25 protein-coding genes are annotated in these 21412 nt (G+C 59.0%); 6 read left to right on the top strand and 19 right to left on the bottom strand.

Features of this window, described 5'->3' with window-relative positions; genetic code table 11:
- The first annotated feature begins 24 nt into the window (after positions 1 to 24).
- Genes napG through ACP2AV_RS01410 form a run of 5 tightly spaced genes read left to right on the top strand, consistent with a single transcriptional unit; the run spans position 25 to position 3191 of the window.
- Positions 25 to 813, top strand: a complete 789-nt coding sequence (gene napG / locus ACP2AV_RS01430; RefSeq protein WP_426370867.1) for a ferredoxin-type protein NapG — start codon at positions 25 to 27, stop codon at positions 811 to 813.
- On the top strand, positions 810 to 1712 hold the full coding sequence (napH, locus tag ACP2AV_RS01425; RefSeq protein WP_426370866.1) for a quinol dehydrogenase ferredoxin subunit NapH: 903 nt from the start codon (positions 810 to 812) through the stop codon (positions 1710 to 1712). The genes napG and napH overlap by 4 nt, the downstream gene beginning before the upstream one ends.
- Before the next feature lie 21 nt (positions 1713 to 1733).
- On the top strand, positions 1734 to 2177 hold the full coding sequence (locus ACP2AV_RS01420) for a nitrate reductase cytochrome c-type subunit (RefSeq protein ID WP_426370864.1): 444 nt from the start codon (positions 1734 to 1736) through the stop codon (positions 2175 to 2177).
- 22 nt (positions 2178 to 2199) lie between these two features.
- On the top strand, positions 2200 to 2898 hold the full coding sequence (locus ACP2AV_RS01415; protein ID WP_426370863.1) for a NapC/NirT family cytochrome c: 699 nt from the start codon (positions 2200 to 2202) through the stop codon (positions 2896 to 2898).
- A 26-nt stretch (positions 2899 to 2924) separates the two neighbouring features.
- Positions 2925 to 3191, top strand: a complete 267-nt coding sequence (locus ACP2AV_RS01410) for a hypothetical protein (RefSeq protein ID WP_426370862.1) — start codon at positions 2925 to 2927, stop codon at positions 3189 to 3191.
- A 6-nt stretch (positions 3192 to 3197) separates the two neighbouring features.
- On the opposite strand, the gene ACP2AV_RS01405 is transcribed toward ACP2AV_RS01410, so the two are convergent.
- From ACP2AV_RS01405 to ACP2AV_RS01365, 9 genes are all read right to left on the bottom strand, one after another.
- On the bottom strand, positions 3198 to 3866 hold the full coding sequence (locus ACP2AV_RS01405) for an NnrU family protein (protein WP_426370861.1): 669 nt from the start codon (positions 3864 to 3866) through the stop codon (positions 3198 to 3200).
- Complete coding sequence (locus ACP2AV_RS01400) at positions 3863 to 5056, bottom strand: NnrS family protein (RefSeq protein WP_426370860.1); 1194 nt, start codon at positions 5054 to 5056, stop codon at positions 3863 to 3865. Before ACP2AV_RS01400 ends, ACP2AV_RS01405 begins: the two co-directional genes overlap by 4 nt.
- Positions 5056 to 5316, bottom strand: a complete 261-nt coding sequence (locus tag ACP2AV_RS01395; RefSeq protein ID WP_426371340.1) for an NnrT protein — start codon at positions 5314 to 5316, stop codon at positions 5056 to 5058. The genes ACP2AV_RS01400 and ACP2AV_RS01395 overlap by 1 nt, the downstream gene beginning before the upstream one ends.
- Positions 5313 to 5489, bottom strand: a complete 177-nt coding sequence (locus tag ACP2AV_RS01390) for a protein NnrT (protein ID WP_426370859.1) — start codon at positions 5487 to 5489, stop codon at positions 5313 to 5315. The genes ACP2AV_RS01395 and ACP2AV_RS01390 overlap by 4 nt, the downstream gene beginning before the upstream one ends.
- Before the next feature lies 1 nt (position 5490).
- Positions 5491 to 7383: a nitric oxide reductase activation protein NorD gene (locus ACP2AV_RS01385; protein WP_426370857.1), complete on the bottom strand. Its 1893-nt coding sequence runs from the start codon at positions 7381 to 7383 to the stop codon at positions 5491 to 5493.
- A gap of 5 nt (positions 7384 to 7388) precedes the next feature.
- Complete coding sequence (locus tag ACP2AV_RS01380) at positions 7389 to 8183, bottom strand: CbbQ/NirQ/NorQ/GpvN family protein (RefSeq protein ID WP_426370856.1); 795 nt, start codon at positions 8181 to 8183, stop codon at positions 7389 to 7391.
- A gap of 3 nt (positions 8184 to 8186) precedes the next feature.
- Positions 8187 to 9536, bottom strand: coding sequence for a cbb3-type cytochrome c oxidase subunit I (locus ACP2AV_RS01375; RefSeq protein ID WP_426370855.1), 1350 nt, complete (start codon positions 9534 to 9536; stop codon positions 8187 to 8189).
- Positions 9537 to 9557: 21 nt separating this feature from the next.
- Positions 9558 to 10010, bottom strand: a complete 453-nt coding sequence (locus ACP2AV_RS01370) for a c-type cytochrome (RefSeq protein WP_426370854.1) — start codon at positions 10008 to 10010, stop codon at positions 9558 to 9560.
- A 107-nt stretch (positions 10011 to 10117) separates the two neighbouring features.
- Positions 10118 to 10846, bottom strand: coding sequence for a Crp/Fnr family transcriptional regulator (locus ACP2AV_RS01365; RefSeq protein ID WP_426370853.1), 729 nt, complete (start codon positions 10844 to 10846; stop codon positions 10118 to 10120).
- A gap of 156 nt (positions 10847 to 11002) precedes the next feature.
- On the opposite strand from ACP2AV_RS01365, the gene ACP2AV_RS01360 reads away from it, so the two are divergent.
- The gene (locus ACP2AV_RS01360) at positions 11003 to 11209 is read left to right on the top strand and encodes a hypothetical protein (RefSeq protein WP_426370852.1); all 207 of its coding nucleotides are present in this window, start codon (positions 11003 to 11005) and stop codon (positions 11207 to 11209) included.
- A 192-nt stretch (positions 11210 to 11401) separates the two neighbouring features.
- On the opposite strand, the gene ACP2AV_RS01355 is transcribed toward ACP2AV_RS01360, so the two are convergent.
- The 10 genes from ACP2AV_RS01355 to ACP2AV_RS01310 all read right to left on the bottom strand — a co-directional run bounded on the left by ACP2AV_RS01355 (position 11402) and on the right by ACP2AV_RS01310 (position 21081).
- Complete coding sequence (locus tag ACP2AV_RS01355; RefSeq protein WP_426370851.1) at positions 11402 to 12319, bottom strand: HpcH/HpaI aldolase/citrate lyase family protein; 918 nt, start codon at positions 12317 to 12319, stop codon at positions 11402 to 11404.
- 9 nt (positions 12320 to 12328) lie between these two features.
- Positions 12329 to 13558 (bottom strand): CaiB/BaiF CoA transferase family protein, encoded by a 1230-nt coding sequence (locus ACP2AV_RS01350; RefSeq protein ID WP_426370850.1) that lies wholly within the window; start codon positions 13556 to 13558, stop codon positions 12329 to 12331.
- Positions 13555 to 14046, bottom strand: coding sequence for a MaoC family dehydratase (locus ACP2AV_RS01345; protein WP_426370849.1), 492 nt, complete (start codon positions 14044 to 14046; stop codon positions 13555 to 13557). The genes ACP2AV_RS01350 and ACP2AV_RS01345 overlap by 4 nt, the downstream gene beginning before the upstream one ends.
- Before the next feature lie 4 nt (positions 14047 to 14050).
- Positions 14051 to 15286, bottom strand: coding sequence for an acyl-CoA dehydrogenase family protein (locus ACP2AV_RS01340; protein ID WP_426370848.1), 1236 nt, complete (start codon positions 15284 to 15286; stop codon positions 14051 to 14053).
- Positions 15283 to 15777, bottom strand: coding sequence for a MaoC family dehydratase (locus ACP2AV_RS01335; RefSeq protein ID WP_426370847.1), 495 nt, complete (start codon positions 15775 to 15777; stop codon positions 15283 to 15285). The genes ACP2AV_RS01340 and ACP2AV_RS01335 overlap by 4 nt, the downstream gene beginning before the upstream one ends.
- Positions 15774 to 17138, bottom strand: a complete 1365-nt coding sequence (locus ACP2AV_RS01330) for an MmgE/PrpD family protein (protein ID WP_426370846.1) — start codon at positions 17136 to 17138, stop codon at positions 15774 to 15776. The genes ACP2AV_RS01335 and ACP2AV_RS01330 overlap by 4 nt, the downstream gene beginning before the upstream one ends.
- Entirely contained in the window at positions 17128 to 18408 is a 1281-nt protein-coding gene (locus ACP2AV_RS01325) for a TRAP transporter large permease (RefSeq protein WP_426370845.1), read from the bottom strand. The genes ACP2AV_RS01330 and ACP2AV_RS01325 overlap by 11 nt, the downstream gene beginning before the upstream one ends.
- The gene (locus ACP2AV_RS01320; RefSeq protein ID WP_426370844.1) at positions 18408 to 18926 is read right to left on the bottom strand and encodes a TRAP transporter small permease; all 519 of its coding nucleotides are present in this window, start codon (positions 18924 to 18926) and stop codon (positions 18408 to 18410) included. Before ACP2AV_RS01320 ends, ACP2AV_RS01325 begins: the two co-directional genes overlap by 1 nt.
- 88 nt (positions 18927 to 19014) lie before the next feature.
- Entirely contained in the window at positions 19015 to 20013 is a 999-nt protein-coding gene (gene dctP, locus ACP2AV_RS01315) for a TRAP transporter substrate-binding protein DctP (RefSeq protein ID WP_426370843.1), read from the bottom strand.
- 141 nt (positions 20014 to 20154) lie between these two features.
- Entirely contained in the window at positions 20155 to 21081 is a 927-nt protein-coding gene (locus tag ACP2AV_RS01310) for a LysR family transcriptional regulator (RefSeq protein WP_426370842.1), read from the bottom strand.
- Positions 21082 to 21412 lie beyond the last annotated feature (331 nt).

Here is a 21412-nt window from a genome sequence, read left to right as displayed (position 1 = left end):
CCTATGCCAGCCAGCGCCAAACCGATGTCTCCTGCTCGCCGCCGGTTCCTGACGGACACCGCGCGGATGGTGGGTGGCTGCGCGGTGGCCGGATCGCTGCTGGCGTATGTCACACGCGATGCCCGTGCCTTGCCGGCTCAGGCCTTGCGCCCCCCCGGCGCGCTGGACGAAGACGTGTTTCTTGGTGCGTGTATCCGATGCGGGCTTTGCGTACGCGATTGCCCCTATGACACGCTTAAACTGGCCGAGCTGGGCGAAGACGGCCCGGCGACGGGCACGCCCTATTTCACCGCGCGCGACGTGCCTTGCGAAATGTGCGAGGATATCCCCTGCGTGGCCGCCTGCCCGACAGGAGCGCTGGACCCCGCGCTGACCGATATCGACGATGCCCGCATGGGCACTGCGGTTCTGGTCGATCAAGAAAACTGCCTGAACTTTCTGGGGCTGCGTTGCGACGTCTGTTATCGCGTGTGCCCGGCCATCGACGAGGCGATCACGCTCGAGTTGTCGCACAATGACCGCTCGGGCCACCATGCTATTTTCGCCCCGACTGTCCATGCCGATCACTGCACTGGCTGCGGAGTATGCGAAAAGAGCTGCGTGCTGCCGGAAGCCGCGATCAAGGTTCTGCCCTTGCGGCTGGCCCGTGGAACGTCGGCCGATCACTACCTGAAGGGCTGGGAAGAAAAAGAACGCAAGGGCGCACCGGTGGTCGAAGGTATCATCGACCTGCCAGATCGCATGCCCGAACCGCCACTTGGTGAGGCGCGCGAATTCACGCCGGCGTTTACCCTGCCAGGGGCGGAACAATGAGCGCCAAGACAAAACTTCCCACCGGACAGGAGGCGATCGCCGCCAAGGGGTGGCTGGGGGCACACCGGTTCCTGATACTGAGGCGGATCAGCCAGCTGTTCTTCCTGGGCCTGTTTCTTTTGGGCCCTTGGCTGAGTCTGTGGTGGGTTGCGGGGAACCTGGCAGGTTCGCGCACCCTAGATGTGCTGCCGCTGACCGATCCGTTGGTGTTGTTGCAGGGTATCGTGGCGGGCCATTGGCCCGAAATGACAGCCTTGATCGGGGCAGTAATCGTGCTGGCGGTCTATGCGCTGATTGGCGGGCGTGTCTATTGTTCATGGGTTTGCCCGATCAATCCGGTCACCGATGCGGCGTATTGGCTGCACGACCGGCTGGGTCTGCCAAAAGGATGGCAACCCAAGCGCGCCACCCGCTATTGGGTGCTGGGCATGGTTCTGGCGGTTTCGGCGCTGACCGGCACCATCGCATGGGAAGTCGTGAACCCGGTTACGCTGGTGCATCGCGGGCTGGTGTTCGGTGTCGGGTTTGCATGGGCTGTCGTGATCGCGGTGTTTGTTTTCGATCTGGTCGTGGCACGGCGCGGCTGGTGCGGACATATCTGCCCGGTTGGTGCCTTTTACGGGCTGGTCGGCGCCAAGAGCTTGCTCCGGGTTAGCGCGCGCAACCGCCAGGCCTGCGACGACTGCATGGATTGCTACGCGGTGTGCCCTGAAAATCAGGTCATTTCACCGGCCTTGCGCGGCAAGGGGGACGAAACGCCCCTGATCCTTTCACCCGACTGCACCAATTGCGGTCGCTGCATCGATGTCTGTTCGGTCGATGTGTTTGCTTTTACCAATCGCTTTGACACGCGCGTGACCGCCCCCGCTGGGCAGCCAAACGCGTCCGAAGCCGCCTGAATGGAACAACGGAGAACTCTGATGAAACACCCGGTCCTGACAGCACTTTCAAGCTTGGCGCTGAGCGCACTTGTGGCCGGTGCTGCCCTTGCGCAATCGGCCACCGATGTTCGCAGCCTGCGCGGCACAGATATAGATCAGGCGAATGCGGTCGACGACATCCACAAACAGATCGAAGGCCGCATGCCGCGCAACTATCGCCAACAGCCACCGCTGGTGCCCCATTCGATCGACCAGTACCAGATGGATCTGCGCACCAACCAATGTTTGTCGTGCCATGACTGGACCGTGGCGGGCGAGCGTGGTGCGCCGACCCTGTCGATGACCCATTATCTGGACCGCGAAGGAAACCAACTGGATACGGTGGCCGGCACGCGCTGGTTCTGCAACCAATGCCATGTGCCACAGGCCAATGCACCGGCGCTGGTTGACAATATCTTCAAGCCGTCAAGCACATCCAACTGACCTGAGCAACCGGGAGGCAGACATGTCCGAACCGAACGAAAACAAAAGACGCGGACGTATCATCCGGGTTTGGAATGCATTCTGGAGCCCGACATCAGTGCTGAGCCTTGGGTTTCTTCTAATCGCGGGATTCATCGCGGGGGTGCTTTTCTGGGGCGGGTTCAACTGGTCGCTCGAGCTGACCAACAACGAAGAATTCTGCGTGTCGTGCCACACGATGGAAACCAACCTGGGCGAATACCGCGAGACGATCCATTACAACAATCACTCGGGCGTCCGCGCCACCTGCCCCGATTGCCACGTTCCCCATGAATGGCAGCACAAGGTCAAGGCCAAGATCATGGCCGTCAAGGACGTCTACCACGAAATCGCCGGCACGATTTCCACGTCCGAAAAATACGAGGATCATCGCCTGCACATGGCGTCGCTGGTGTGGAAGAAGATGAAGGCATCCGACAGCCGCGAATGCCGCAACTGTCACGCGTTCGAATATATGGATTTTACCATCCAGGAAACGCGCGCGGCTGACAATCATCAACGGGCCATCGACGAAAACATGACCTGCATCGACTGCCATCAGGGCATCGCGCACGCGCTGGCCCCTGGATACATCGAAGAATACCAGCGGATCTCGGACGAACTGGCAGCGTCGGGTGGCGACACAGCCAAGGGCACAACCGTGGCCAAACTGGAATCCTATCTGTCGTCTTCGGATGATTGATTTTTTGCGTTGCGAGAGGACAGGACATGCTGAATTTTCTTGATTTTCTGGGTACGGTGGGGGGCAATGTGCTTGGGCTGCCGGGGCTTGTGGGGCTTGCACTTGGGATGATGACGCGCAACTGGGTGCTGGCGGTGATAATGGGGATCGGGATCGGGGCCATTCAATCGCTGTTGTTCAGCGATTTCCAATTGGCCGAAAGCAATATCTATGATGTCGGGATTGCGGTTCTGATCGGGGTCTTGGCCAGTCTGGTCGGATGCGCCATCCGTCATAAGGGCGCAACCGTGTGATGCGGATCAAAGCGCAGCAACGCCGATGACGAAAGGGTGCGCCCAAAGCAGGGCGCCATAGGCGGTCAGCCCGGCCACCACGCGGATTGCAGCACCGCCCCAGGACGTGGGGCGCGATATCAACGGCGCGCGGGCAATGGCTGTAGTCAACGCGTGCCACCGGTCCGGGCCCAACTGCCGGCGTTTGCGCCTGTCGACCAGCTTTTGTCCGGCCACGGCAAAAGCCCCGAGGATACCAAACAGCAGAACATGTGCCAGATCTCCGTTCGCCAGCAGGTGCAACCCAGACCAAAGGGCAAGCGCGATCAGAATCGGGTGCCTTGCAACGCGCACGATGCCAGGACGATCTGGATCGAACCGCTTGTTGTCGCCCCCACCGAAAGACAGGGGGTTGGGGCGCGCGATGCTGAGCGCAAGTAACAAGCACACGACAAGCATTCCGGCCTGAATGACCCACCGATGCCACGCAAGTTGCGGCCAGAGCCAGATCTCGGGCGCCTGCCCGGCCGCCCAGATTAGAACGCCCAGCATGACCAAAGACATCACCGAATAGAAAAATGAAAACCCGCGCGCGCCGATACGCGAGGTGATGCGTGACTTGACCCCTGGTCGAACTGGAACCGAATGGGTTACGAAGAAGAGCGCGAATATCGCTGCGAACCCGGCCCAGCTCATGCGTGTGCCTTTCTGCGTGGACGCACGAGAAGCGGGCCATACGCGGCAACGAAGCCGCCAAAGGCCAGTATCCAGAGCGGGCCTGCAACATAAGTCATCACAGGGAAATCGCCAGCCAGCCAGCGCGCGACAACCGACCCGAAAAGCGCCAGGTAAATCCCCACGGTGGCCCGGTTGGCGCGCAGGGTATGACCGGTGTGACCCAGCGTGGCCCGGGTCATGACTGCCAGCGTCATGGCTCCGATCGCGCCAGCCATCCAGATGTGCTGGGCGGGTCCCATCGCGGCCGTGCCAGTCAACCCGGCATAGGCCATCATCAGCGCGCCGAGCGGGATCAGAGCATAGGAAAGATGGAGCACCCAAACCAACGGTTCGGACAGCGTGCGGTGCCCTTGCCAGCGCGCCAGTCGCAGCGCATGGAGCCCCGCCATCACCGCCAACAGTGCGGCGGTTGTTCTGTTTTCGGGCTGCAACACCCAGACAAACAGGATCGCGCAGGTGACCGCTATCGTGCCTTTGTCAAAGCGCCGCATCGGGGGGGCGGGGCGCGAGGTGCTGCGCTGTTGGACCAGCCAGTTTCTGGTAAACGACGGGATGATCCGCCCGCCGATGACGCTGATCATCAGAACCGCCGTCGCCAATCCCATCCGCAGGCCGTAGCCCTGCGCCGGGGCACTATATCCTGCGGCTTCAATATGAAAGATCAGGTTGGCCACTGTGAACAGAACAAGCAGCCCGAGCACGATCAGGTTTCGCCAGTTCTTTCCCGTCACGATCTCGCGCGCGATCACGCCGCCAAGTGCTACGGGAAAAGCAAGATCGACCAGAATGGGAAGCCAGGCGGGCGCCAGAGCCGAACCCATCATCGCAACGCGCCCAGCCACCCACAGTGAAAAAAGCCACCCCAGCGATACGCCGACGACGGGCAGACGCCCTGTCCAGTTTGGCACGGCGGTCAGCAAAAATCCCGCTAACACCGCGCCGAGGTACCCAAAAAGGAATTCATGGGCATGCCAAGACACCGCATCCAGACGGGTCGGCAGGACCAGTTTGCCGCCCAGCATGAAAAGCCAGAGCACCATCGCCAGCACGACCCAGGCGGCACCGCCCAGAAAAAACGGACGAAATCCGAAGCTGAGTACAGCCGGGCCCTGCCAGTCGCGCATTTGCGTCGCGGTCGATTTTGGCATCAGTCATTCTCCGTGTCTGGGACAGTGCAATTCGTGCCGTTTGCAACGTCCATCAGGTGTCTTATGTGGCGCGCGAAATACCAGGTCGCGGGCACGCCGAGCGCCGCGCCGATCAGAATGGATGGTCCGGTCGACAGGACCGGCGCGCCGAGCCAACTGAAAATTAGCGAGGCGAAAAAGACGTTCACCGCCGCCGCTCCTGCACCGAAAGGATAGAGCGCCAAAGCAATCTGTCCGGTCGACCAGCCAGCCTGTTTCATCTGTGGTTCACCAGCCATTGCACCGCCGCCAAGCTAGCCAGAAGCAAGACACAAGCCAACGCAAACCATGTCTCGGCCGTGGCCGACTGCGCCTGCGGGATGGGGCGGTCGAATGTTTCGGCGAATGCGGGCTGTGCAACCAGGGTTGTCAGCAACAAGGAACGGATGCGCATGTCAGCTCTCCTGAGTAAGGGTGCGATAAATGTCGGGCAGCGCGCGGGTCAGGCGCGCGGGGTCGAGTATCAGGGTGAACCCGCCGCGCCCAAAAATGCGCGCGAACCAGTCCTGCCCGTCTTCGTCAATGATGATGCCGTGCAGGGCCTGCTGGGCACTGCGCGCTTCGCGCACGGCCATGTGGCTGTCTTCGATTCCGTGCTGGCCTTCGTAGTGGTCAAGATCGTTGGGCTTGCCATCGGTCAAAACGATCAACAGCTTGCGCGCGTTCGGGGTTTGGGCCAGTTCTGCGCTGACGTGACGAATGGCGGCCCCCAGCCGGGTATAGTGGCCAGGCCGGAGAGCCCCGATATTCGCGGTGACAGCGGGCGACAGCGGGTCATCAAATCCCTTGCATCGGGTGAGGAACACGCGGTCACGGCGCAGTGACGAAAAACCCCAAATCGCCAGGCGGTCGCCTGCGGCGTCGATCCCGCTGGCAAGCGCGGCCATGGTCTGGCGCGCCACGTCGATCACCGATGTGTCGCCAATCGCCGCTTCCGTCGATCGCGAGGTATCGATCAGGAACGCAACGCTGACATCCCGTTCAGTCTGGCGCGCCGCTTGCCAGATCCGGTCCGATCCGCGCCCCGTGGCCAACACGTCAGCTTGTGTGGTCAGCAGCGCGTCAAGATCGAGTTCCTGACCATCGATTTGACGCGGCTGCAGTATGCGGCGCGGGCGCAGCGCTTCGAACTGGCGGCGCACTTCGCGCACATGGGTCGGGTTTGGTCGGAACGGGTGGCTTTGGTCGGGGCACGCTGGAGCATCAAGCACACGGCAGTGATCGGTCATGTAGCTGTGGGCGCGGGCATTCCATTCAGGATAGGTATGAACGCCGGCCAGCGCTTCGTGGTTTGCGTCGGCTGGTGAAAGGTCAAGGTGCAGCCGTAACCTTGTGGCTACTTTGCGGTCTTGCTTGGACAGGGTGATGAGATCCTGATCTTCGGCAGCCTTTTGCGCTGTTTCGTCGTCATCATCGTCCACGCTGCGGTTGATGTTCATCGATTCCACCCACGACAAAATGGATTCGAACCGGTGGATAATGAAGCTGTCCTTGCGGTTATGCTGATCCTGGTCCTTGCGTTCGCCCAGCTTGCGGTTGCTGACCGGGGCCGTGGCCGGTGGCGGGCTGGCGCCTGCATCGGGGTCGTCCGAGGCATTGGTGCCCAGACCGGGCTGCGCGTACCGCAGCCAGATCGGAACCGGCGCAAAGGGCAAGTGGCTACGCGCTTGGGCGGTGGGTGCGGACAGCTGGCTAGGGTGGCCACCCAGTTGATCCCGGATCGCCTGTTCGATCACCGCTTCTGGGCCGGGCAAATAGACGTCAGGGCGCGTCGCGAGACAGTGATGGGCCATTGCACCATAGGCTTGGCGCAAACCAGGGCAGGTGCGATAGGCAGCATCCGAAGCCTTTTCGTTGGCACGGATCTGTGCGCAGTCTGCCGCAGGCCCTGTGCCGGTGAAATCTAGCGCGCCAATATCCGAACATGCTGCCAGCGCGGTCAACCAGAAATACGCAGCGCGGTTCAGGGCAGGATCTGGGAATGTGTCAATCACTGGCGGCAGCTGCAGTTTTTCACCGTCATAGCGCGCGACGCGTTCGCGATCCTGCGCCGTGCCCAGTTTGCGCCGAAGAGGTTGGCGGTGCCTGACAAGGGTTTCGGCGACCTCGCCCAGTTCAACCCCAGCCGGCCCCCCGAGGGCCCGGAACAGCACCGCGAGGTTGGGGCGAATAGACGCCAGCGCCACCGTTTGGTCGGGGTAATGCGCCGCGGCACCGATGCCGCTGGCCATCTCGTGCCAGATATTGCCGACGGTCTCTTCAGGCTCCATCAAGTCAAGAAAGTGCATCGCGTCTATCCATATATCGTCGAGACAAGATCACGTAGCGACCGCTGGATTTCGGGTTCGTCGCTGAGCGGTTCGATAATGGCCGCCTCAAGCGCCTGGGCTATGCCCATGCCCCCGGCCATCAGCGTTGCGGCATAGATCAGCAGGCGGGTCGAAACGCCTTCTTCGAGATCCATGCCCGACAAGTTTCGGATATGTCCGGCCAACCGCACCAGCGGCGCGACGCGACCGGGTTCCAATTGGCTTTCGGCAGCAACAACGGCGATTTCAGTGTCGGGGGGCGGAAAATCGAATGAAATTGCCAAGAACCGCTGCCGAGTCGACGGTTTGAGCCGTTTGAGCACATTTTGATAGCCGGGGTTGTAGCTTGCCACGAGCATGAAACCTGGCGGCGCAGTCAGGTCTTCGCCTGTGCGGTCAATCATCAACGTGCGGCGCGTGTCCGTCAACGGGTGCAGGACAACGGTGACGTCCTTTCGCGCTTCGACGACCTCATCGAGATAACAAATTCCCCCTTCACGTACCGCCCGTGTCAGCGGGCCATCGACCCACACGGTTTCCCCGCCCTTCAGCAGGTAGCGCCCGATCAGATCTGCCGATGACAGGTCGTCGTGGCAGGCTACTGTATATAGCGGTTTGCCAAGCCGGGCGGCCATGTGTTCAACAAAACGGGTTTTGCCGCAGCCGGTCGGCCCCTTCAAAAGAAGGGGCAAACCGTTGTCGTGGGCCGTTTCGAACAGGTCGCATTCGCGGCCGGTCGGTTTATAAAACGGAACGGAGGGCGCTGTTGCGATGTTCATGGCTCACTCTCCGGGTACAGGGTTGGCAGGACCGGGCGCGATGATTTCGTTTTTTCGCACGACCAGCACGGAATAGATGAACAGAAGCGCCCCGATCACCACGGCCAGGCCCGCACCCCACCGCATGATATAGAAGATCGACAGGCTTTCCTGAACGTCCATGTAATAGTCGCCCACAACGCGCTGCATGTGGGTCTGGATCGTTCCGGCAAACGTCAACACAAAGGTCATGAAAGCCATGCCGCCGGTCATCAGCCAGAAGGATGCCATGTTGAGCACCTGATTATAGGGTGCGCGCCCGCGCAGCATCGGCATGGCATAGGTGAATACCGCCAGGTTCAGCGCCACATAGGCCCCATAAAAGGCCAGATGCCCATGCGCGGCGGTTATTTGTGTGCCGTGACTGTAAAAGTTGACACCGTGCAGCGTGTGCAAAAAGCCCCAGACCCCTGCACCGAAAAAGGCCACGGTACTGGACCCCAGCGACCACAGCAGAGCGGCCTTGTTGGGGTGGTTTTTGCGCCCTTTCCAGACCATGACGAACGCGAAACTCATCATGAGAAAGAACGGGATCACCTCGAACGTCGAAAAGATGGAACCAACCCACTGCCAATAGCCGGGCAGGCCGATCCAGTAGAAATGGTGACCGGTCCCCAGAATACCCGAGAAGAGCGCTGTGGCGACAATGACATACAGCCATTTTTCCACCACCTCGCGGTCGACGCCGGTCAGCTTGAGAAGCAGAAAAGCCAGGATCGCAGCCATCACCAGTTCCCATGTGGCTTCCACCCACAGGTGTACGACAAACCACCAGTACATTTTATCGAGGCTCAGGTTGTTGGGGTTGATGAAAGCAAACACCCACAGAAGCGACAAGAGCCATAGCCCCATCAGCAGAACGTTGGTAATTGCGGTCTTGCGGCCCGCCAGAACGGTCATCGACACGTTCAGCAAAAAGATCAGCGCCGCCACGAGGATGCCAAACTTGACCCACAGGGGTTGTTCAAGAAATTCCCGCCCACCGTGGATGCCCATCAAATACGATCCCACGGCGCCAAGCGTACCGACAAGCAGAATGATCAGTTGCACATAGGCCAGTTTCGGCGACCAGATTTCCCGTTCGGATTCTTCGGGGATCAGGAAGTATGCAGCGCCGAAAAAGCCCAGCAGCAGCCAGATAATCAGGGCATTCGTATGGATCATCCGGATCGCGTTGAACGGGACCAGCTCGGCCAGGAAATTGGGCGAAACATAGACCCAGCCCGCAAGAAGGCCGCCCAGAACCTGTATGGCGAATACTGCCATCGCCGCGAGAAAGTACCAGTAGGCCACTCTTTGTGATTGATATTTCATGGGATTGTCCTTTCTTGCCGCTTAGCCGGCATCGTTGGGCGGCCAGCCCTGCGTGTCAGTCTGGTCAGCCCAGCGCAGGAACTCCGCCAGACCGCGGAAATCCTCATCGGTGAAATCGTAGCGTGGCATCTGGCGGCGCCCTTCGATTCCGCTGGGCTGGGATTCGATCCACACCTTCAGGATTTCAAAAGCGTCTTCGGGGCTGTCCTGAACGCCCCAACGGGTCATCACGTTGCCAAGTTCGGGCGCGAAATACGCCCCTTCGCCATGCAGGCTGTGACAATTGATGCACGAGCTTTTTTCCCACACATGTTTGCCATGGATGACGGCCTCGCTCAGCTCCATGCCCGCGGTCGATGTTTTCACGATGTAGCGGTGCGATTGGGCGGTCAGGACGACGAAGATCACGACAAAAAAGATCGATCCCCCGTAGAAAATGTTTCGCGCCCGTGATTTCGTCAGATATTCGGCCATGCGCCTGCCTCCTGAAATTCCGGATGGGCGCAGTCAACCATAGCGCGACGAACGCAAGTTTGTGCTATCGCAAAGTCTGGATGGATTCGTGGTGTCCGGGACGGTGGCTATTCGGGGGCACCAGCCCGGCTGATCGATTGCAACGCTTGGGTGTTGCACACCTTGATGCGCTTGCGTTTGCTTTGAACCAACTTTTGTTTTTCCCACGCACTAAGCAGGCGGCTGACCGTGTGCAGGGTGGTCGCTGTCAGCTCGGACAGGTCCTGGCGGGTGATAGGGAAATCAATCTCGATGCCATCGGGCACCTTGCGGCCGGTCTGGTCGACCAGACGCAACAGCGCATTGGCGACGCGTTGTTCGACGTGCAACGTCGACATTTCCACAACGCGGTTGTTGATTTCGCTCAGCCGGTAGCCGACCGTTTTATAGGTTTCGGTGGAAAATCCGGGGTAATTGGACACGAAACTGTCCCAAAGGCGCGTGGGCCAGCTAAGCACGATAGCCTCGGTCGCCGTGATCGCGGTTGCCGGGTACGTGTCGCGGCCCACCGCGCGCGCAATTCCCAACAGCTGTCCGGGTGGAATATGCAGGGCAGTCACCTTTTCGCCAGCCGGGGTAATGCGAACGACGCGCACGTAACCATCCAGCAGCATATAAAACCGTTCGGCCGGTGCACCTTCTTCGAAAACAGAAACACCTTCGTCCAAGCGCCGTGATGTGGCCTGATCCAGAATGGTTCGGATATCCGTCCGCTGCAATTTCGAGAACGGGGGCAGGTGCGACAACAGGCTCTCATCAAGCCGCGGAAGTGTCTTGCGCGCAGGCAGTTCGGTCATGGCCGGCACAGTGCCACAAGAGCGGCGCAATGTGCCATTAGGAATTTGGCAAAAAGGGCAAAAATCCGGACCCTTATTTGTGCAAGCGCAAAGGTCGGATCGCAGTGCGTGAATGGAACGCCGGGCATCACAAGATGCGATCTGAAAGGACGTGAGATGTTTCGCACCACGGTAACTGGCATGACAATCGCGGCGCTGGTGAGTGGCGTTTGCTGGGCCGGGCCGTTTGAGGCCCGGATGCTCAACAAGGGGGCCGATGGCGAACGGATGGTTTTTGAACCCGCGTTCGTCAAGGCAGCCCCTAGGGACACGATCCCCTATCACGTCTATCACGGCAGGCAGGCGCCGTCGGGGCCGTGCTGATGCTGCGCGAAAAGAAATGGGTGCGGGCAAAGCCGCCAACACGACCCATTCGCGGTGTTGTACTTTATGGGGTCAACGGCCCCTATCATGCCGGTGTCACGCAGCGACTCCCACAATCCGGTCTGCGAAACAAAGTCGTCTGACACCACTGGCGACCAGCACGTCTGTGTTTCGCAAACCGGCTGTGTTTGTCTACATTCCGATCAAATCGGCCTTGTCGAGCGTGTTTTGCAGCAGGCGCACGACAGCGATATCAATCATCTTTCCTTCGTAAGTCACAGCGCCAAGCCCGTTCTCCAGAGCGTCAGCATATAGCTTGCTGATGGTGCGCGCCCGTTCCACCTCTTCCGGGGTGGGCGAGTAGACTTCTTGCGCAATTTCGATCTGACTTGGGTGGATCGCCCATTTGCCCACCGCGCCTAGAATTTGCGCGCGTTGACATTCGATCCGGTATTGATCGCTGTCCGAAAAATCAGGGAACGGGCCGTCGATTGCATCCAGCCCGTTGGCGCGACAGGCCATTATCAGACGATGGCGCTGATAATGCCAGATATCGGCCGGATAATTGCCCTTTCCTTCGATTTCGGAAAACGGAACGCCCTGGCTTGCGGAATAGTCACCAATGCCGAAAATCAGCGCTTCAAGACGTGGCGTCGATGCTGCGATCTCATTGACGGCGATCATGGCTTCGACTTCTTCGATCAGACATTCCAGACCGATCTTCTTTTTCAGGCCCAAATCCGCTTCGAGTTGGCTCAGAAGTTTGTCGACAAACAGCAGGTCAGCGGGCTGAAACGGCTTTGTCAGCATGATCACGTCGACATTCTCGCGCGCACCTGTCACGACCTCGATGATATCGCCGTAACAGTAAGGCGTGCTTGTGTCGTTGATCCGCACGCATCGGGTTGTGCGGCCAAAATCCAGGGTGTTCAGAGCCTCGACCACGATTCCGCGCGCTTCTTTCTTTTTGTTGGGCGCGACAGCGTCCTCAAGGTCAAGAAAAACATAATCCAAGTCCAGACTGGCGGCTTTCCTGATCATTTTTTCGGAACTGCCGGGCACAGACAGCTGGCAACGGCGCAGGCGCTTTGGTCGGTTGTACTTTTCCATTGTTCTCTCCTAAGCGATCACGCCGGCGGCGTGGAGTTCGGTAATCTCGTCCGGGTCATACCCGATCTCGGAGAGCACGCGATCTGTATGCTCGCCCAAGAGCGGGCCACGGCTGCGGATGCCGCCCGGTGTTTCAAGTACGTGGATCGGGGTGTCGACAATCTGGACTTTCCGACCGTCAGCGCCCGGCTGCTCGACGCTGGTCAACATTTTTCGGGCGGCGACATGCGGATCCGCAAAGATGTCGGCGGCGCGGTTGACCGGCCCCAATGGAATGCGCCCACCCAATCTGTCCATGATCTGTTTCTTGGATTGGCGGGACGTCCATTCGCCGACGATTTCCTGGGTCGCCTCACGGTGTTTTACCCGCGCTTCGTTGGTTTTGAACCGAGGGTCGTCTGCCAAGTCTGGCTGTCCCATTTCTTCGGCAAGGATGGCCCAGAAATGATCTCTGGGGCAGGCAATGGCGACATGTCCGTCAGTCGTCGGAAACAGCCCGAACGGACAAAGCAAGGGATGGCTCGAACCTTCGGGGCCGGGGTTTTCTCCGAAATAGGAGTGCTGGTAGACGATCCGCTCACACACTGCGAGCACGGAATCGTACATCCCGACATCGACAAACTGGCTTTCTCCGGTGGACCGTGCGCGATGAAGCGCGGCCAAGACCCCCGTCGCCAGGAACAGCGACGGGACGGTATCGCCAATGCCGGCACCGATTTTCATCGGCTCTTGTTCGGAAGGCCCGGTGATCCCCATGATTCCGCCCATGGCCTGTGCCACGACGTCAAAGGCGGGCCAATCTGCATAGGGGCTGCGGCCTGTGCGGGCATCACCAAAGCCCCGAATACATCCATAGACCAGATCCGGCTTGATCTCGCTGAGTTGTTCATAGGACAGGTCGAGCCGGTCCATGACCCCCGCGCGAAAGTTCTCTACGACGATATCCGCCTGCGCGACGAGCTTGCGGATGATGTCTTTGCCTTCTGCCGATTTCAGATCAACAACAATGGATTCCTTGTTCCGGTTGATGGACTGGAAATAGCCGCCATAGCTTTTCGGATCGTCGTTTCCAGGCAAACGCGCCGAAGGGCGCACCATGTCGCCGTCGGAAGACTCGACCTTGATGATCCGCGCGCCCAGATCGCCCAGAACCATTGTGGCAAACGGACCTGACAGCATCGCCGTGAGGTCAAGCACGGTAATACCGTCAAGAGGGCCTGCCGGCGTTGAACTGCTCATGACGTCACCCTGCGGCGTAGAAGTACCGTCCGCTCTAGCTCACAGACCAGTTTTTCGTGCTGGTTGACGCCATAGTGCTTGAACCGGACGATGCCCGCATCCGCCCGGTCGGAATCGCGTTTTTCCAGAACCTCAGTATAGGCATACAGCGTGTCGCCATGATGAACTGGCGTGCGCAAACGAATTTGGTCCATGCCAAGTTCGGCGATGGCCTGCTCGCCGGTGTCCTGCGCCGCCAATCCGACCACCAACGAGAAATTCAGCCCGCCATACACAACGCGGGTGTCGAACCCGGCGACATCCTTGAAGGCATCCTTCATGAAGTCTTCGTTGAAATGCGCATGCGCAGTGTTCATCACCAGATTGGTCAACATGACATTGTCCATCTCGGTCATGGTCTTCCCGCGGGCGTGGCGGATGACGTCGCCGGGTTCGAAATCCTCAAAGTAATTGTTGCGCGACGTCAGTTCGGAAGGTGTCAGGAACATTTGTTCACCCGAAATTGAAGTTGTAGGCGTTGCGGGCAATCTGCTTGTCGGTCTCTGACCGCCCGAGCAGGTTGTCTGAGATGATCCTTTGCTGAATTTCCGATGTGCCTTCGAAAATCTTGGTCAGGCGCGCATCGCGCCAGTGGCGTTCGACAGCAAAAAGCTTGGTATATCCTGCCCCGCCATGGATCTGGATCGCCTCGGACGTGACTTCCTCGGCGATTTCCGACGCAAAGTACTTCACCATCGACGATTCCGTATCGCAGCGTTGTCCCTGATCGATCGAGGTACAAACGTGATAGAGAAGTTGCCGCGCCGCTTCGATCTTGGTGGCCATTGTCGCGATCTTGAAACGGATCGCCTGAAATTCGGCAATCGGAACGGCGAATTGTTTGCGCTCATTGGCGTAGGCGATGGCATCTTCCAACGCCCCTTGCGCAAGCCCGATGGACCGTGCGGCTGTATGGGCGCGCGCCGTTTCAAGCCCTGCGGCCATCATGTAAAACGCCTTGCCTTCGTCACCGATCATGGCCTTTGCCGGCACGCGACAGCCATCAAACGACAACTCGAACGTTTTCCAGCCAAAGTATCCGATCTTCGGAATTTCGGCGCCTTTGCAGTTTTCGGGCAACTCTCCACGGGGTTTCTCGACCAGGAATGCGGAAATACCCAGGTGCCGTTTGTTCGCAGCGGGCGGCGGCGATGTGCGCGCGAATACAAGTATTGCGTCGGCACCATCGGCGAAAGTGCACCAGTACTTCTGACCCGAGATGACCCAATCATCCCCGTCCTTCACCGCGCGGCAAGAGATCGACGACAGATCGGAACCGGTATTCGGTTCGGACAGGGCATAAGCCACCAGCATCTCGCCCGAGGCGCTGCGCGATAGCAATTCTTTGCGGCGGGGATGATCGTCGCGAAGACCCTCTTTGTAAAAGGTGCCGTTGCCCCGCGCGATCAGCGAAGCGACCGACATCCATCCCCGCGCCAGCTCTTCGGCCACAAGGCAGTATTCAAAGACGCCAAGGCCCTGCCCCCCCGCGTCTTCAGGAACGGTGATTCCGAAGAAGCCGAGCTGCGCCATCTTGTCGACCAGTTCGCGCGGCATGATCCCCTGTTCCGGATCAAGCCGATTGGCGGCAGGCAGCACTTCGTTGCGTGTGAAGTCACGCGCCAGATCACGGATCATGCGTCGTTCTTCGGTAAGATAGCCTTGGGTTGCGGTGTTATGATTGTTCACGGTTTCCTCCTGACAAGATTGGAGCGTTGGAATTCAATGATCGTTTCGCCGGTTTCATCCAGGCCGGTGGTGGCCCAGGTAACGATGCCGAAATCGGGGCGGCTCTTTGGTTCGCGCATGTTGATGACGCGCGAGCGGGCATAGACGGTTTCCCCCACAATCAGCGGGCGATGATACGTCAGCTTGTCTACGCCAAGAAACGGGCCGCCGACTTCGGACAAATCTTCGACCGAAAGGCCAAAGATCGTGTTGAAGACCAGCAATGGGCAGACCACGGCATCGGCGTGTCCCTGAGATCTTGCGAAATCGGCGTTCGTGTAGATGGGATTGTAGTGAAGCGTCAGAGTGGCGAACAACGTGTTGTCTGCCTCGGTCAGCGTTCTACCCCAATGGTGGTTAAAGACCTGATCTTGCGTGAAATCCTCAAAGTAATTTCCCCGGTGCCACGTCCGGGCGCGAGACTTCAGGTCGGTTACGATGGCGTCAGTCATCTGGTTGCCTCCAACAGTTGTTTGACCGGAGCGTCTTGTTCGATAAGGGTGATGATGCGGCTTGCGCGCCCTGCGCCAAGAACAGGGTCGATGATGCGGCATGCCTTTTTGCAGAGCGCGGACCACTGCCTGGCGGTGTCTGTGTCAGGCACGCCCGAGTCGAATTCGGCTTCGACCTTGCGCCCGTCAGACAAACGGGCCACAACCCGCGACCACGTCAAAGCAGACGCCGGGACATCTTCGCCCTGGACCGTCACGCGGTCCCGCAGGGCCTGCATCTTGTCGGTCTTGGCATCTTCGACGCTGTAGGTGGCCAGATCCGCAGTATCAATGTCGGCCAGAACCATGGCAGCCGCGTGGCGCAGGCTGAACTTGCATTCAAGATCGGATGCCGGGTCGTCGATGTTGCAAGAGCCCAGGATATGGTCAGGTACGTGTAAAACCAGCTGGTCAATCGCATCGCTGCCATGTTCGGTCCGCAGCGTCTGGACACATTCGATTGCCGCGTGCGTCAGATAGCATGCTGCGTGACGCTTGAAGAGTGTCTCTTCGACGGCAAACCTACCCTGCGGAGCCGGCGCGAACACGACATTGGCATCTGCCAACTGATGCGCTTCCAGGAACCCCTGCGCCGCTTCTATTCCGTCGGGATTGGCAGTCAGCCCGTGCCGGACCAGCCGCGTAGCCAGATACCCGATCTGCGCGGCGCAGCCGACCTGAACCGGCTTGGTCATTGTGCCAAACATCGATTTGAGCCCCGCCGCCCGCGCGGCTGCGAAACCAAGGGCATGTGCGGTTTCATCCGCTGTCAGCCTGTCCAGCGCGGCCAGTGCAGCGGCGCTGCCGAACGTGCCGATCGTGGCCGTATTGTGAAACCCGCGCGCATAGTGTTGCGGGCCAACAAAAGCACCGATCCGCGCCGCAACTTCGTAGCCGCGCACGAGCGCATCCAAAAGCGCGGGAATTTCCAGATCCCGTGTTTCCGCCCGCGTCAGGATCGCGGGAATAACCGCGACTGATGGATGACCCACCATCATTGTATTGACGTCGTCGTAGTCCAGCGCATGACCGGCTGAGCCGTTCACAAGAACCGCCCAGGCCGGGCTGACCCGCTCGTGATGGCCGACAACGGTCGCCGCGCCGGAGCCATCTTCCAAGGCCGTCTGTTTTACTGCCTGGACCAAAGGTTCGCCGCGCGCCGCTATTGTCACGGCGGTCCAGTCAAGCAGGCAGTGCCGGGCCCATGTCAGGGCGTCGGAACCCACCGGCTTTTGATCCGCCTGGCTGATCCAATCGGCGATAGTGCGGGTAAGCGGGGGTGGGGCTTGGGCGTCGGAAGGTGCGGGTGCGTCAGCGTCCATAGAAAAACTCCGGTAAGAAGAGTGACAGCTGCGGAACGAAAGTCACGGTTGCCAGCAGCCCGAACAAGAGAACGATGAAGGGCAAAACACCACGCGCGACCCTTTCGACAGGCGCGCCGGTGGTTGATGCCATGATGAACAGGTTCAGCCCGACCGGGGGGGTCAGCAAGGCGATCTCCATGTTGATGACGATCACGACGGCGAAATGGACCGGATCAATTCCCAATGGAGCCAAGAGAGGAAGGACCAGTGGAACCACGATCAGGATAACCGCGATGGTTTCCAGGAACATGCCGAACAGGAACATTACCGCGTTGATGAACAACAGAAACTGCCATGCCGAAAGCTCGCTCTCGACCACATAGTCAATCATGTGCTTTGCAAAGCCCTCGGAGGTGATCCAGTGACCAAAGGCCAAAGCGCCGATCGTGACGAAGAAAATGACCGCAGTTGACTTGATCGCGTCTGCAAGAATCCAGGGCAGTTCGGAAATCGTGCACCCCTTGTAGAACACTAACGACACAATGATGGCCACGAAGGCGGCCGTTCCTGCGGCTTCGTTGACTGTGACAAGGCCGCTGTAAATTCCGCCAAGGATGATTATTGGCAGCAGCATTGCGGGCAAGGCACGCCGGTTCACTGCCCAGAATTCCGTGCGGCTCATGGACGTGCCGGCAGCATACCCGCGCCGTCGTGAGACGTAGATTATCCATGCGGCAAACAGACCGACCTGCAACATGCCGGGAATGACACCAGCAAGAAAAAGCTGCGGCACGCTTTCGCCCGCCACCACGGCAAACAGGATCATCGCCAGCGAAGGCGGAATAAGGATACCAAGTGTACCGGATGACGCGACGACCCCAAGCGCAAAGCGTTCATCGTATCCGGTGTCTCGCATCGCGGGCACCAGCAGGGTTCCCATCGCCATCGCGGTGGCAACGGATGACCCCGAGATTGCCGAAAAGACCATCGTTGCCAGCACACAGACAAGGGCAATGCCGCCGCGCACCCCGCCGATCCAGCTATACGCGGCATCGACAAGGGCCTTGGCGATCCCTCCGCGCTGCATGAAGGTCGCTGCAATCACGAAGAACGGAACCGATACCAGGGTGTCGGATTTCAGGTGATCGATGAACAGTTGCGGCAACGCGACCAGCGGGCGGCCTTCGGCGGCGAACAACACAAGGGACACGGTGCCAAGGACCAGGAATACAGGAAAGCCTGCAACCAGCAGCGCAAGGAATCCGGATAAAGCCACGACGGGAGACATCAATCCGCCTCCTGACGTGCTGCCTGATAATCGCCATCAGAGGGATAGGGATCTGCCCCGGAAACCACTGTCCGCCACAGAAGCAGAGCGTAGCGCACAGACATGGAACCAAATGCCAAGGGCACAATGATGTAGAAAATCCATTGCGGAAACTGCAGGGAACTGTCCGAACGTATGTCGATCATTCGCGCAAATTCGACCATATCCAAGCCGTACCAAGCGACGATCCCGCAATAGACCAGCCCAGCGATTAGAGACGCGATTTCAGCCGTTCGGCGTACCGGGCGTGGCGCCAGGCGGATAAACAGGTCGGCACGAACATGTTGCCCACTGGTCACCAGCGACCCGCCGCCAATCAGGACGGCGCTGACAACCAGATAGATGATGACCTCACCGCCCCAGTTCGTCAGCATCGATGGCACAAGATATCGTGCCACCACCTCATAGACGACCAATAGTATTGCGACGCCTGCGACCCCACCCATCAACAGGGTTTCAAAGCGGGTAAGCGCTCTCACAATTCTGTTCATTTCTGTTGTCTCAATTTTCCAGACAGACTGAAGACCAGCGCATGACCGCAGCCGCAGATACGGCTGCGGTCTACATTCACTTTGCCAAGTCTTTCGCGGCCATTTCGACGATCGCTGGATCAACGCGAAGCTCTTCTGCAAGACGCGGCTGATCTGTCATCAACGCGGCCCGCAGTGCATCAAGGTCGGATTCGGCAGCGGCAACGTTGGTCATGCCGTGTTCTGCTGCCTCGTCGGCCGCCTTGAGTTGAGCTACTACCGCAGCTTCGCGGGCTTCTCTGACACCGTCGCTCCAGGTTGTTCGCATGATCTCCTGAAGGTCTTCGGGCAACTCGGCCCACGCCTGCCCGCTGATCAGCGGAACATACTGATAAAATGCGTGGAAATCGGAATAGGAGTGTTTTAGCCCCGAATCCCAGAGTTTTGCGGACCGGACCGATTCAAAAGTGGTCATCAACCCATCGATCGTGCCTTTCTGCAGGGCTTGCGGCACGTCGGGGAAAGGCATGGATACCCCGGTGGCCCCGAATTTTTCGAAACGGGCGACCGCGACGGCACCGCCAGGCGAACGCATCTTCAGACCTTTGATATCTTCCGGGCTTTCAACTGCCTTGTTCGTGAAGAACATCGCGCCAAAACCAAGATCCACCCAGTCGCCCAGGACCACGACCCCCAGCTTGTCTTCAATCTGCTTGGCAAGGACCGCCCCGGTTTCGCCGTCGGTGACCTTGTATTGTTCTTCGCGCGGCAAGCCGTAGAACATCGGAAGGCCTAGAACATTGAAGTCGGGCACAATCCTTGCAAGGTTCCAGTGCCCGGGAAATGCCATGTCCATTGCACCTTGGGCCAGCGCTGTGGTGACATCGCGGTCATTATATTGCGATCCGGCTTCGAAGAAATTGAATTCGATGCGGCCGTCTGACGCCTCTTCGATTTTCTGAGCGATATCATGCACCAGCACGTTCCGCAGATGTGTGGGGCCGGTGTCCAACGACACGTCAATGGTGTGTTCCTGTGCGACCACCGATGTGGCCGAAACGAGCGCAACGAACGCCGCAGAAGCAAAAAGTTTCATCAATCCTCCCTTGCGTCTTTTTCCGACGCGTTTTTCTCCCACCGACAATCGTCGGCGTGATGAACATAGCGGCCACGCGGGTAATTTGAACTGAATAAAAATCATTTATTTATCAGAAAAACTGATTTACGCACCGCACCGTCATTCGGTGTAGATCTGCCCAAGGATGCGCGCGTGCAATTTGGGCAGGTCCTCGCAGATTGCCTCAACCAGGTCACTCGCGGCAGCGCTCAGCTGTCTGTTGGGGTAGGTTACGATCCCCAGCGAATTGAACAGATCCGGGTCGGAAATGCCGATCGCTTTCACACGGGGGCTCTTGCAACGGTATGCAATAAGCCCCGTGACAATAATCGGGGACGTGCCTTGTTCGACAAAACCCAACAGGGTTGAAACATCTCGAACCCGGATTCCCGGCGGCATCGGCTTGCAGGCATGGCGCAACTCGAGCTCCACATGTCCGAAAAATGACGATTCACCTTTCAGGATCATGAAGTTTTTTTGCGCGACATCCTCCCAGTTTATTGAATGGGCATTGAACAGGCCATTTGTTTTCGGAACGGCCGCGACGATCGGATCGTCGATCAAATGACGAAATTCCAGATTTGATCCGGCGGCCGGCCGGGTGCCGATCCCGAATTCGACAATCTGTTCTTCTACCAACCGATGCACAATGGTCCCGTGACCGTCATGGAGATCGAACCGACTGGCGGGGAATCTGCCCTGAAACCTGTCCAGCAAGAGCGGCAAGGCTGACCCTGCAACGCTGGTAACGCTGGCGAACCGGATGGTCGTCGACCTGTCACCCGAAATCGACATTGCCAAAGCCTCAAAGGCGTCGAATTCTCGAAGCAGTTGCTCGGCCCGCGGATAGAGTTCTTCGCCCGCAGCCGTCAGTCGCACCAAATGGGTGGTACGTTCGAACAGAGGTTCGCCGATCAGCTCTTCCATCTTCTTGATCCGGCGTGTGATGGCAGGCGAGGTCACATGCAATTTGTCTGCGGCGTGGGTGAAGCTTCTGGTTCGAACTATCTCTTGAAACGCACGCAGATCATCAATGGAAAAGGGCATAGGGCAACCTGCATTCGCTGAAACGACGACGACACTTCAACCGGCACAGACAATTGATATCCCACCGATCCGCTTGGGTATCGTTACTAGAAACCAGACGGGCCGGCATCAAGATACGTCTGCCTGAACATGACAGTGCGGTGCTCTGGTCACCTAACTTAACAGTGCGGTGCTCTGGTCACCTAACTTAATGGGTTCGCGACCAGATGCGGTGCGACACGTGTAGAACGAAAGCCGGAAAGATGCCGACGCATTTGCGGGATGGCCAACAGGCTGTCTGGATGCTCCCACAGTTCAGCGCTGGGCATATGTTCGCCGCCGATGGTCTAAC

The sequence above is a fragment of the Aliiroseovarius sp. PTFE2010 genome, assembly GCF_049943335.1.
GTDB lineage: Bacteria > Pseudomonadota > Alphaproteobacteria > Rhodobacterales > Rhodobacteraceae > JBNFVY01.
Note: the sequence above shows the minus strand (reverse complement) of the source record. Positions and strands in the feature narration are given on the sequence as shown.